Origin of the sequence: Tritonibacter mobilis (assembly GCF_001681715.1) — a bacterium.
In the GTDB taxonomy this organism is placed as follows: Bacteria; Pseudomonadota; Alphaproteobacteria; order Rhodobacterales; family Rhodobacteraceae; genus Epibacterium; species Epibacterium mobile.
On record NZ_LNWY01000001.1, the window covers coordinates 279221 to 290965 of the forward strand.

10 protein-coding genes are annotated in these 11745 nt (G+C 55.1%); 8 read left to right on the forward strand and 2 right to left on the reverse strand.

Annotation, left to right across the window (positions count from 1 at the left end):
- Positions 1-48: 48 nt before the first annotated feature.
- The 4 genes from UB90_RS01320 to UB90_RS01335 are packed head-to-tail and all read left to right on the forward strand — an operon-like array spanning position 49 to position 4686.
- A complete protein-coding gene (locus tag UB90_RS01320) occupies positions 49-597 on the forward strand; it encodes a TRAP transporter small permease (protein WP_005610322.1) in 549 nt (182 codons plus the stop codon).
- Complete coding sequence (locus UB90_RS01325) at positions 597-1913, forward strand: TRAP transporter large permease (RefSeq protein ID WP_065323328.1); 1317 nt, start codon at positions 597-599, stop codon at positions 1911-1913. The genes UB90_RS01320 and UB90_RS01325 overlap by 1 nt, the downstream gene beginning before the upstream one ends.
- Entirely contained in the window at positions 1910-3157 is a 1248-nt protein-coding gene (locus UB90_RS01330; RefSeq protein ID WP_065324687.1) for a malonyl-CoA decarboxylase, read from the forward strand. Before UB90_RS01325 ends, UB90_RS01330 begins: the two co-directional genes overlap by 4 nt.
- 14 nt (positions 3158-3171) lie before the next feature.
- Positions 3172-4686, forward strand: a complete 1515-nt coding sequence (locus UB90_RS01335; RefSeq protein ID WP_065324688.1) for a malonate--CoA ligase — start codon at positions 3172-3174, stop codon at positions 4684-4686.
- A gap of 66 nt (positions 4687-4752) precedes the next feature.
- Here UB90_RS01335 and UB90_RS01340 read toward each other — a convergent pair whose 3' ends face one another.
- Positions 4753-6045 (reverse strand): replication initiation protein, encoded by a 1293-nt coding sequence (locus tag UB90_RS01340; RefSeq protein ID WP_009175904.1) that lies wholly within the window; start codon positions 6043-6045, stop codon positions 4753-4755.
- Positions 6046-6727: 682 nt separating this feature from the next.
- On the opposite strand from UB90_RS01340, the gene UB90_RS01345 reads away from it, so the two are divergent.
- Positions 6728-8098: an AAA family ATPase gene (locus tag UB90_RS01345; protein WP_005610307.1), complete on the forward strand. Its 1371-nt coding sequence runs from the start codon at positions 6728-6730 to the stop codon at positions 8096-8098.
- 1 nt (position 8099) lies between these two features.
- The gene (locus UB90_RS01350) at positions 8100-9191 is read left to right on the forward strand and encodes a ParB/RepB/Spo0J family partition protein (protein WP_065324689.1); all 1092 of its coding nucleotides are present in this window, start codon (positions 8100-8102) and stop codon (positions 9189-9191) included.
- Here the strand turns inward: UB90_RS01350 and UB90_RS01355 are convergent.
- Entirely contained in the window at positions 9188-10102 is a 915-nt protein-coding gene (locus UB90_RS01355; RefSeq protein ID WP_065324690.1) for a site-specific integrase, read from the reverse strand. The two genes, UB90_RS01350 and UB90_RS01355, sit on opposite strands and share 4 nt — an antisense overlap.
- A 157-nt stretch (positions 10103-10259) precedes the next feature.
- Here UB90_RS01355 and UB90_RS01360 point away from each other — a divergent pair, with 157 nt between their 5' ends.
- Together UB90_RS01360 and scpB are read left to right on the forward strand one after the other, a co-directional pair.
- The gene (locus UB90_RS01360; protein WP_065324691.1) at positions 10260-11144 is read left to right on the forward strand and encodes a DUF1403 family protein; all 885 of its coding nucleotides are present in this window, start codon (positions 10260-10262) and stop codon (positions 11142-11144) included.
- Positions 11145-11146: 2 nt separating this feature from the next.
- Positions 11147-11743, forward strand: a complete 597-nt coding sequence (scpB, locus tag UB90_RS01365) for an SMC-Scp complex subunit ScpB (protein WP_065324692.1) — start codon at positions 11147-11149, stop codon at positions 11741-11743.
- Positions 11744-11745: the final 2 nt, after the last annotated feature.

An 11745-nucleotide genomic window follows, 5' to 3' on the forward strand; every position in this document is an offset into this window, starting at 1 on the left:
CGCGCCGCTCCTATTTTGTGACCCTCTCACTTGATACTGGAGGCGATAATGGCGGGCCATACTTCGGCAGCTGCAGCCCGAACGGGCAATAATCCCTTTCTCCGCTTTGTAGCGGCCCTTTCGACACTGGCGGGCTGGTGTTCGGCGGCGATGATCGTCGCATCCGTTGCGATCACGTGCCAGATGATTGTCATCCGCTTTGTGCTCAATGGCTCTACCATCTGGCAAACCGAGGCCGTGATCTATTTGATGATTGCGGCCACCCTCGTGGGGCTGCCTTACGTTCAACGCCTTAGGGGCCATGTGAACGTTGATCTTGTGCCACTGTCCCTGCCCCGCCGTGCGCGTTTTATTCTCGCGGTTATCACCTCGCTTCTGTCGATCACCATCATCGCGATCATGCTCTGGTATGGCTTTGAATACTGGCATTTCGCAATGGAGCGAGGCTGGCGGTCTGACACCGTTTGGGGCGTCAGACTCTGGATTCCTTACCTCTCTATCCCCGTTGGATTTGGCCTGCTGCTGCTGCAACTGGTTGCGGATTTCATCGCGCTGATGATTGGCGCGGACCGCCCCTTTGGATTGGAGGACGCTTGATGGATCCCTTACTGCTGGGCGGTATTGTCGCCGTTCTGACCATTCTTGTGCTATTTTCCGGCGTGTCGGTGGCGATTGGTCTGCTGATCGTCTCTGCCGGGTTCCTGATCGTTTTTGATGGTCCGCGCTCGCTGGAGCTGATGCCAGAGATCCTGTTTGGCAAGCTCGACAATTTTGCGCTGCTGTCGATCCCGATGTTCATCATCATGGGCGCGTCGATTGCCTCTACCCGTGCAGGCGCCGACCTATATGAGGCGCTTGAGCGCTGGCTCACCCGTATTCCAGGCGGTTTGGTGGTTTCAAACCTCGGCGCTTGCGCGTTGTTTGCGGCGATGTCGGGATCTTCGCCAGCCACCTGTGCGGCGATTGGTAAAATGGGCATCCCCGAGATGCGCAAACGCGGCTATCCCGATGGTGTGGCCGCAGGCTCCATCGCTGCGGGGGGCACCCTTGGTATTCTCATTCCACCATCCGTGACAATGATCGTTTACGGGATCGCCACTGAGACTTCGATTGGGCGTCTGTTCCTTGCTGGTGTTATTCCCGGCCTGCTGCTTGTCGGTCTCTTTATGGGGTGGTCGCTTTACTCCACATGGCGCTCTGGTGATGCAGCGCGTCTGGGTTCAGGCAGCTATACTTGGGCTGAGCGGTTTGAAATCCTGCCCCGCGTGCTGCCGTTCCTCGCGATCATTATCGGTGTGCTCTATGCGATGTATGGCGGAATCGCGACCCCCTCAGAAACGGCCGCTGTTGGCGCGCTCCTGTGTCTGGTGATCGCGGTTGTGATCTACAAGCTGTGGAATCCCCGCGATCTCTGGGTGGTTCTGCGCGACAGCACCAAAGAAAGCGTGATGATCCTTTTCATCATCGCGGCGGCGGGTGTGTTTTCCTACATGCTGTCATCGCTCTTTATCACGCAGTCGATCGCCGAATGGATTGGCACGCTGGAAGTCAATCGTTGGGTGCTGATGGGGGCGGTCAACGTGTTCCTGCTGATCGCTGGGTTTTTCCTGCCGCCCGTCGCCGTGATCCTGATGGCGGCACCGATCCTGCTCCCGATCATCACCACCGCCGGGTTTGATCCGATTTGGTTCGCCGTGGTGCTGACGATCAATATGGAAATCGGCCTGATCTCTCCACCGGTCGGTCTGAACCTCTATGTAATCAACGGCATAGCGCCGGATATTTCGCTCAGAACAATCCTGCTAGGCTCCCTGCCCTTCGTGGCTTGCATGATTTTGGCCATCGTTCTGCTGTGTCTGTTTCCGGGACTGGCCACATGGCTACCCAATCTGGTGATGGGAGGTGCGATATGAGCATCCTTGCGGAACTGCTCTCAACGGTTTTTGAACGCCGACAACAGACGGGGCAATCTGCCCCATCCGATGGGCGCCCGCTGCAGGAATTGGCGGATGCATTGGTTGGATCTGCTGGTGAAACCTCTGGCCTGGCGCTGGCCGAGGAAATTCTGACGCGGTTTGAAACCGAAGATGATGATGGAAAGGTTGCGTTTTTCCGCCATCTTGCAACCGCGATGAACATCACACCGGAAGACGTCCGGGCAACGCTGTCTAATTATGAAAAAGACCCATCCAAAACCTCTTATCGCGCCTTCATGGCGGCGGCAGAACCCAAACGACAAGAGTTGATCCGCCGTCTTAATCGCCTGCCCAATGCAACCGGAATGTTGGTTCGGATGCGTGCAGACCTGTTGCGGCTGGGACGTGGAGAACCCAAACTCGAAGCGCTCGATATGGATTTTCGCCACTTGTTCCTCAGCTGGTTCAATCGTGGATTTCTGGTGCTCCGCCCGATCAATTGGGAAAGCCCTGCGCATATCCTTGAAAAAATTATCGCCTATGAGGCCGTTCACGCCATCGACAGTTGGGATGACTTGCGCCGCAGGCTGGAGCCTTCCGACCGACGATGTTTTGCGTTCTTTCACCCCTCAATGCCGGACGAACCGCTGATTTTTGTCGAGGTCGCCCTGACCAATGGCGTGCCGGGGTCTGTGCAGATGTTGCTCAGCGAGGGGCGTTCTGCCATTCCTATCAGCGACGCTGACACCGCGACATTCTATTCAATCTCAAACTGTCAGGCTGGCCTCGCAAGCATCTCGTTTGGAAACTCCCTGATCAAGCAGGTTGCCTCTGATCTAGCGACCGAAGTCCCGTCGCTTGCCACGTTTGTGACCCTCTCCCCTATTCCCGGTCTGACCGGTTGGCTCAAGTCCGAAGGGATCGCGTGGGAAGAGACCGATGCCGAGAAATTGCGCGGATATGCTGCTGATTACCTGATCAATGCCAAAAGAAGTGGCGGACAACCTCTTGACCCTGTTGCAAGATTCCACCTCGGTAATGGTGCTATCGTGCACCGGGTACATGCAGATGCGGACACCTCCGACAAGGGCCGCGCGCAATCGGCAGGCACCATGGTCAATTACCTTTACGATCTTGGAAAAATTGCTCAAAACCATGAACGTTTCGCGACCACGCAAGAGGTCGTCGCTTCCGCCGAGGTCAAATCCCTCGCGGCGACCGCGCGCAGCGTTCCAGCATAAGAAAGGCTCCGCCCATGGCTAACCCGTTGTATGATCGTCTTTTTGGCGCTCACTCCGGCAAGACGACACCCTTCCTGCATCTGCCTGACGGCCGGGTTCTGACGCATCAGGATTTTCTCGAGCGGATCGCACAGATCGCGCATGTGCTGACCCAAACAGGCCTGACACCCGGTGATCGTGTGGCAGTACAAGTCGAAAAATCCCCTGAAGCGCTCGCACTTTATGGCGCATGTGTTCAGGCTGGCCTTATCTTTTTACCTCTCAACACCGCCTATACCGCCGATGAATTGTCGTATTTCATCGAAAACAGCGGAGCATCCCTTGTCGTGTGCGACAGCAAGAGCAAAACCATGCTCGCGCCTATCGCCTCGCAACTCAACGCAAGCCTGGAAACACTGAACGCGAACGGCACCGGGACACTGACAGATCAGGCGGATTCAAAGCCTGCGCATTTTGAAACGGTTGATCGCTCCGGCGATGATCTGGCGGCGTTTCTCTATACCTCTGGCACAACCGGACGTTCGAAGGGGGCGATGCTCACACAGAACAATCTGTTGTCGAACTCTGAAACTTTGGTTCAGGAATGGCGATTTACTGCGCGCGACGTGCTGCTACATGCGCTGCCGATTTTTCACACCCACGGGCTATTTGTCGCCAGTAACGTGACGCTACTGGCAGGCGGCGCGATGATCTTCCTGCCAAAGTTCGATCTGGACGTGGTTATTGAAACCTTGCCAAACGCAACCACCATGATGGGTGTACCGACTTTCTATACCCGCCTGCTGGGGGATGAACGTTTTACTGGCGACCTCACCCGGCATATGCGTCTGTTTATTTCCGGCTCCGCGCCGCTGCTGGCAGAAACACATGTTCAGTTTGAGAGCCGCACCGGGCACCGCATCCTTGAACGCTACGGCATGACCGAAACCAATATGAACACCTCAAATCCTTATGACGGCGAACGCCGCGCAGGCACCGTCGGCTTTCCACTGCCCGGTGTGGAACTGAAAATCACCGATCCTGCCAGTGGCAACACCCTGCCCCACGGCGATGTCGGCCAAATTGAGGTACGCGGTGCAAACGTCTTTAAAGGCTACTGGCAGATGCCGGAAAAGACGGCGGCTGAGTTGCGTGAGGACGGTTTTTTCATCACCGGCGATCTGGGTAAGATCGACGAGGATGGCTACGTCCACATTGTAGGCCGCAACAAAGACCTGATTATCTCGGGTGGCTACAACATCTATCCTAAGGAAATCGAACTGCTGCTGGATGATCAACCCGGCGTTTTGGAAAGCGCCGTTATCGGCGTGGCACACCCAGACTTTGGCGAAACCGTCCTTGGCGTGATTGTCCCCGCACCCAGTGAAACCCCTGACATCGATGCCATAATGCTGGCCGTACAAACTCAGCTCGCGCGCTTCAAACATCCGCGCAAGTTGATTTTGATCGATGAGTTGCCACGCAACACGATGGGCAAAGTTCAAAAGAACATTTTGCGCGACTCCTACAAGGACATGTTCACCGGCTAAGGCTGCGTCTTCACTCTCCCCTACTGCGCAGGTGGCACCAACTCGGGTCACCTGCTTTTTTCGTCCCTACCCAACCTCTTCGACAAAGGCATCGGGCTCCAGTTCCTGCCAGAACGAAATGATTGCGGCTGCATTCAAGGCCGAACGCCAACTGTGCTGGCGAAAATGCTCGCGATCCAAATCGCTTTCGAGACGTGATAGGAACAATCGCTTGTCCGCATCGCGTTGTGTGGGGTTTCGCCGCGAAACCAGCGTTTCAACAATATCGAGATGTTTCGCGCGTTCGCGCCGCTCAGCCGCACGCGCTTTAAATGCTGCATCCTCGGCCGCTTTTTCAGCCTCTTGTATGCTGCGCTGCGCATCTAGTTTGGCCTGTGTTTCCGGGTCGACCGGTTTGCGTGGCGAAGCTTTGCTTCCTTCTGCAGCGCTATAATCCCCCATGATGGCCGCGCGGAGGTAACCGACACTGGATTTCACCTCCCCCTGCCCTGCGACATAGTCCAGCTTTTCTTGAACATAGTCTTGCCCGTGTTCCGTAATCCACTGCCGTGCGAGACGGTCAGACACGCCCTGCCCGCGCAGCGCTTTATAAACCGACAGATTGCGCAACCCGTCACTGTCATCGATCTGGAACATCGCCATCTGCGGGTTCTCTTTAATGAGAAAGCGGATATCGCTCACCGCGCGGCCCTTTTTGCGCGTTTGAGGCTCAATTATAATGTCAGAGCTTTTGTTCACTTCAGCCACTGCCGGTTTGATGATCTTCGCGTTCAGATGTTTGAAACTCTCATAATAGGCGGAGCCATCAACGCCCATCAGCTTGCGGAAAATATCGAGGCTCCACCATCCAGTGGAGCCTGTCCGCACAAAACGATAGCAGTTTTCATAGAGCGCTAGCCCGTGGCCAGACGTAAAGTTGCGTTGGATCTTTACGTTGATCAGCGCGTAGATCTTAGGATCATGCAGTTTCTGCGCCAAAGCAGGAGAATAGGCGTATTCGCACACTCCGTTTTTTAACTTGGCGAAACTCAGCAGTGCAGACACGCCCCACTCCTGATGACCCTGCTCATCTAGCATGTCCCACTCTGCAACCGTTTCCGCGAGCGCGCGGAGACTGGCGCGAAGACTGTCCACATCATTGGAGTTGTATCCCACCATCATCGCAAGGGTGCGCGCATCAATCGTGTGACTGCGGGCTGAGGTCAGCGTGTCATAGGCATTCAGCAGCAACACGTTTGAAAGCTTGCGTTGCAACAGAGTGAGTTTGCCGCTGATATGAATCGCGGCAACATTCTTCTTCACTGTTTCCCGCGTCAGAGCACCAGTCAGCCGGTCCTCATCAAAGCCATGCTCTACCATGGAATCATCTGCCTCTTTTTTTGTAGTAGACTGCCACAAAAGGAACCCGTACGGCAATCTCTCATGGGTTCCTTAGAGGTGACATGCTGAATCGGTCTTGTCGGCATCGGCCACATCTGAAAGGTACCCATCAACGGGACCAGATTCGCTCAAGCGCGCTGAGAATCGAATCGCCCGCTCTTCCCCAATAGTCGTCAGCCTCACAGAGAGCGCCGCTCATAGCAGGCTCTAATCCGCACCTTAGGGTCTAATTTCGCCCTGATAGAGCCTCACAAAGCTGCTTAAACGGTCTACAGATCGTTCCTGCAACGAGATCTGCTATCCTGAGAATCGGAACCTTTAAACCTGCGTTCTGGACCCTTTCCTCCTGTAGCTGGGTACCTTTGGACCTGTAGTTGGATACCTTTAGTCCCGCACTCGGGTCCCCAAGAGCATTTAGTCCTTTGTTTTAGTTACATAATATGGGCGTAAAGATTCTAAATTCCTTAAACATCTAAACGCTTTGTCGTTCTCGATTTTCTGGATTTTCGAGCTAATTACAGCGGTTTCGTCACGAAACCGGCAAAGGTACCCAGGAAAATGGAACAAAAGAGCCCTGACGGGCTATGCATCGCCAAAGATGTTCTCTATTCTCCCAGATATAACAACAATCCACATACATTCATCGAGATCGAGCAAACTCATGAGCACCCCTCCACTGCCTCCATATTTCAATCTGGACCCTGAGAAGGCCGCAGGGAAGCTGCCCAATCCAATCCAAACAACACGCTTTGCAAAAGCTGCCGCGTTGTGTGGCAAGGGGCGTGAAGATCTGGCACGGCGTGGCTACGCTCCTGATGGAGAGAAGCGACTGCGTAAGTTCTCCATATGGGAAATTACCCGCTACCTGATCCCCGTTGCGCCTCAGCATCTTCGCCGCGTCCTCAAAGCAAACCCGGATCTTCCGCAAGGCGAAGGCGATGGCGGTTCCAAGTGGTTCACACTTGAGGAGGTGCTTGCGCTTCGCCAGCATTTCGCAAGCGAAGGTATCTCAACAAAGGAATACCTGCCCTACCGTCCCAAAGGTCTGCCAGCAAAGGTCACTGCTGTTGCCAATTTCAAAGGCGGGGTTGGAAAGACATCTACAGCGGCTCACCTTGCAATGTCTGCGGCCCTTGATGGTTACAAAGTGCTGGTTATTGATCTAGACAGCCAAGGCTCGATGACTTCGATCCTTGGCGGTCAGATTGAAGACGAGTGGTCTACCGTTTTCCCTCTCATCGCAAAAGACTACGCCAAAGCGATGGTTGAGGAAAATGCGGTTCGCGCGGCTGCGGGGGAACCTGAATTGCCGCTTGATGAGACCTTGAATGAAGCGCTTACGGTTTCGCCGCGAAACGTCATCCAGAAAACCCATTGGCCCAATATCGACCTGATTGGCGCACAGTTGAACCTCTACTGGGCTGAATTTCAGATCCCGGTTTGGCGAATGGGTCTCAGAAGTTGGCCTTTGTGGGATGCGTTGAACAATTTCCTACAGGACGAAGGCATTCTGGACGACTATGACATCGTCTTCCTCGATACGCCTCCCGCACTTGGGTACCTCACGATTAATGCGCTCGCTGCAGCCGATATTCTGTTGGTTCCTCTTGGTGCATCGTTTCTTGAGTTTGACTCAACCGGGCGTTTCTTTGACATGCTCTATTCCACCTTTGCCTCCATTGAAGAAGGCGAGAATGTCGCACAAAGGGCGGCAGGGTTGCCGGAGATCAAATTTGAATGGGACGTGGTGCGCGCGCTGATCACACGGTTCGATGCTAGCCAGCAGACAGATATGGCCAACGTGATCCAAGCCTATTTCGGCGATTTCATGAATGCGTATCGCCAGGATGTCACGGCTCTTGTGGGGCAGGCAGGTGAGCAGGTGAACGGCATTTATGAGGCGGACTACCGCGACTTTAACCGCGACACCTATGTGCGTGGTCGCGAAACATTTGACCGAACGTATGCCGAGTTCAAGGAGCTGCTCATCGGTAGCTGGTGGCGAGACACCCAGATGGAAGGAGCAGAGTAAAATGGCGAAACGTAGACGACTAACTGCACCTGATGTCGCTGAAATCGAAGCCTTGGATGAGGGTTTCGCGGCGAAACCGAGTGTGAATCCGTTCGAAACTGGCCAAAAAAGCGCGCCTCCGATCGCGAAAGTCTCAGCTGAAACTGCAAAATTACGTGGTATGGCGGCGGTCACGGACCGCGTGGAACTTGCTCGCGACAAAGCAGACGCGGGCAGATGGCGCGATGCCGAAGAAGCGGGGCAGGCGGTGCGCTATATCCCGCTGTCCGAGATCGACCGCGACTATCTGCGCCGCGATCGAATGCAGGTCGATGAGGGGGAGTTGCAAGAGCTTATCACCTCCATCAAGACAAACGGCCTGCGCAGCCCGGTTGAAGTGGTCGCTCTGGATGAAGGCGGTTACGGACTTGTTTCTGGTTTTCGCCGACTTGAGGCTTTTGCGAGGCTGAACCTCAATCGTGATGGTTTTGCTGAAATTCCAGCATTCTTGCGGCAGGGCACAGATAGCGCTGCGGCCTATGTCTCGATGATCGAAGAGAACGAGCTGCGTGCCAATCTCACACCGTATGAGCGTGGTCGGATTGCGGTTCTGGTCGCGGGGCAGGGCGTTTTTGCCTCCGTAGAAGATGCGGTTGATACGCTTTTTGCGGCGGCGTCCAAAGCGAAACGATCAAAAGTTCGCAGTTTCGCTGCGGTTCATGAGGGACTTGGTGATCTCCTCCGCTACCCCAATGCGATGTCCGAAAAAGCGGGTTTGAAAATCGCCGCGGCACTTCGATCCGGTGGTCAGGCGACTTTGCGCAAAGCGCTTGGTTCAGCGCAGCCCGATAGCGAGCGGGACGAATGGCGCGTGGTTGAAACGGCGCTTGCTGAATTTGAGGCGACGCCCAAAGATACCTCACGCGGAGGGCGACCGCGCCAGGTCACCCGCATTAAGTCACGACCTCTGACATCCGGGGGGGATCTGTCGGCAGAGGTCTCGCCCAAGGGCGTTCGGATCGATCTGAAGGGCGCAAATTTGGCTGAACAGGATGTCGAAAGACTTCTGGAGGTGATTGAAGAACATCTGATGTCGAAAGTGTCGAATTCCTAAAATCCGGCAGCTTTGGTCAGGTTCACCTCGATCTGGTTGCCAGAAGATTGGTTAACAGAGATGGATAGACCTTTTTTCAATGAATGGCCGGAGAAAAGCGCAAGGCGTTCTTTCTCCGGCAGTTCTGCGCGAATGCCGGCTTTGAGGATCGTGCTTTTTACAAGACGGGGAATATGTCGGTCGTTCAGGCGCGTGCTCAATGCACGCTTGCCATCTCTCGACGTTCGCACAAACGCAGGCCCGGAGCGGATCTTGGCAAAATGTAGCCATTGGGAGAGGGTATAAACCGGGCATGTTAAATCTGTATTTCCGCAGGCGATCTGGACTTTACGCCAGCCGGTCTTTGATTTGATCGTCAGGAGAATGCCCTCCGAGTGTAGTTCGATCCAGCCGGTTCCGCCCTCTGTGTCATTCTGATGTAAATCGAGCCCTATGAGATCGCTGCGGCCTAAGCCACCAATATAGCCCATCAGCAATATGGCACGGTCTCGCAGCCCACGCAGATCAAAGGGAAGAGTGGCGACCATCGCGCGTATCTCTTGTGGAGTGATGGCATCCTTTGTCACCGCAGCGCATGGTTTGTTGGTGGTGATTTCGGACAGGGCGGTCGCAATCAAAGGCGAGTTCCGGTCTAGGCGAAAACCTCGCTGGTGGTAATTCCAAACGAGACCCGCAAGGCGACGTCGGACACTGGCACTGGACAAGCCAGATGCTGCCGAAATCTCCGTTAGGTAGCGCGCGATGTGATCAGGAGTTGCGGCAAGGGGAGGGGTGCCCTGCATTCGGCACCACCGCGTATAAAGAGCCCAATCGGTTGCATAGGCTTTGCGCGTATTCTCAGAGAGATCTTGCGAAAATTCAGAAGTCGAGGGCTCTTCGTTGTTGAGCTGAGAGTGGCTTTTGGGGGGCATTTCACTGACCTTGATCGCTAATGCGGCTTCTACGTGATGAGTTTGCCATATTATGTCTGATAATTAAATATTATCGGACATAATTGAATAATACAACGAGCGGCGGTTTTCTCATCAATTATTGCGTGAAAGCGCCGTTGCGGGCTATGTTCTAACGATGAACACCCTTGGCAGAGAATCTGATCCACACTTTGAGAGTTTACCTTTGTTGCCGTCTTGGGTCACTTCGACACGCGCCGAAGCCCCTGAATATGTGGCGTTTTTGTCCGGTGCGGCCTTGTCGCATCTGCATCTGGTGTTGGCAGACAATACCGTCCCCAAAACCTTGATACGGGACCGGCTGGCCCTGCGCGCGGCGGAGGTTACGGTTGGCTTCTCGGGGCGCAGCGAAACGATGAGCGACCTGCGGGACGCGCTCCATTTTCTGAGTCCGGGTGACTTGCCCGGACCAGCAGGAGAGATTTACCAGTTATGGCGGCGATCCGTGCAGCGCCCCATTCACCCGAGTTCATTCAGCGCGCAACATGACATCTTTTCTGACGAGCAAATCGCAAACTGGTTCACCCAGTCGGATGTTTCGCCCATTGAACGTGCTGCGAATGTACTGGAGCAGTGTTTGGATATCGCCCCGGCGAATGAAGCCTCTGCATTGATACTTGCTGAGGCGGTGCTTGCAAAAGCCCTTGGGTGGGAGCGTATCACCCCCGTGTTTACGCTTGGCCTCAAACACAGCGATCTTCGTGCATGCGGCGAAGGCCTCGTGTTGGCCTGCCATCACGCACTTCGACGCGCAATTGTTGAAATTATGCGCCATGTTTCAGACGGCACGCGCAACACAACCCGCGTATCTGCGATTGTACCAAAGCTTCGGGCAAAAGGGGCGAAAGATGCGGTGCAGATCTTTCTGACACAGGACGCAGTTGCGCCGTCGGCGCTGCCGATGCCAGATCGTGCTGCGCGACGATTTTGCGACCGATTGGTCAGTCTTGGCGTTGTGCGTGAGCTGACCGGGCGCGATAGTTTCCGCCTCTATGGGGTCTGATCATGCGTAAGGCCCAAACAGACCACCCGCTGGATCGAGAGCTGTTTGATGCGCCGCAGGAGGAACGCTGGCGGGAATGGCTGCGCCGGATTGAGGCAGTGTTGTTTGCCAGTGCAACTCCAGTTTCAAGAGAGGATTTGTCGCGGGTGGTGGGGCAGGGCGTGTCAGTGGAACTGCTGATCGAAGACCTGTCTGCGGATATTGAGGGGCGCTCGTTTGAGATCGCCCGCATCGCCGACGGTTGGGTTTTGCGCACCCGCGCGATCTATGCGCCCGCCATACGGGAAGCCGCAAATGTGAGCCATCAACTGCTTGATCTCAATGAGTTCGACGTGGCTGTGCTGGCAGCGGTTGCTTATCACCAGCCGGTGACAAGGGATGGGTTGAAGGATATTTTTGGCAAAGAAATCAGCCGTGATTTAATCGGGCGACTACATGATCGCGGGCTGATCGGTACGGGCCCGCGTGCTCCGCGTCGCGGCGCGCCACATACCTTCGTTACGACCGATCAGTTCCTCGTCGCGTTCGATCTGGAAACACTTCAGGATCTCCCGGATCGCGAGAGGCTGGAAGACGCAGGATTGTCGAAAGTTCAGTGATC

Coding starts and splice junctions, on each gene's coding strand:
- UB90_RS01340 (WP_009175904.1), bottom strand. CDS start 6,045: ATGGTAGAGCATGGCTTTGATGAGGACCGGCTGACTGGTGCTCTGACG.
- UB90_RS01325 (WP_065323328.1), top strand. CDS start 597: ATGGATCCCTTACTGCTGGGCGGTATTGTCGCCGTTCTGACCATTCTT.
- UB90_RS01355 (WP_065324690.1), bottom strand. CDS start 10,102: ATGCCCCCCAAAAGCCACTCTCAGCTCAACAACGAAGAGCCCTCGACT.
- UB90_RS01335 (WP_065324688.1), top strand. CDS start 3,172: ATGGCTAACCCGTTGTATGATCGTCTTTTTGGCGCTCACTCCGGCAAG.
- UB90_RS01350 (WP_065324689.1), top strand. CDS start 8,100: ATGGCGAAACGTAGACGACTAACTGCACCTGATGTCGCTGAAATCGAA.
- UB90_RS01320 (WP_005610322.1), top strand. CDS start 49: ATGGCGGGCCATACTTCGGCAGCTGCAGCCCGAACGGGCAATAATCCC.
- UB90_RS01330 (WP_065324687.1), top strand. CDS start 1,910: ATGAGCATCCTTGCGGAACTGCTCTCAACGGTTTTTGAACGCCGACAA.
- UB90_RS01345 (WP_005610307.1), top strand. CDS start 6,728: ATGAGCACCCCTCCACTGCCTCCATATTTCAATCTGGACCCTGAGAAG.
- scpB (WP_065324692.1), top strand. CDS start 11,147: ATGCGTAAGGCCCAAACAGACCACCCGCTGGATCGAGAGCTGTTTGAT.
- UB90_RS01360 (WP_065324691.1), top strand. CDS start 10,260: ATGAACACCCTTGGCAGAGAATCTGATCCACACTTTGAGAGTTTACCT.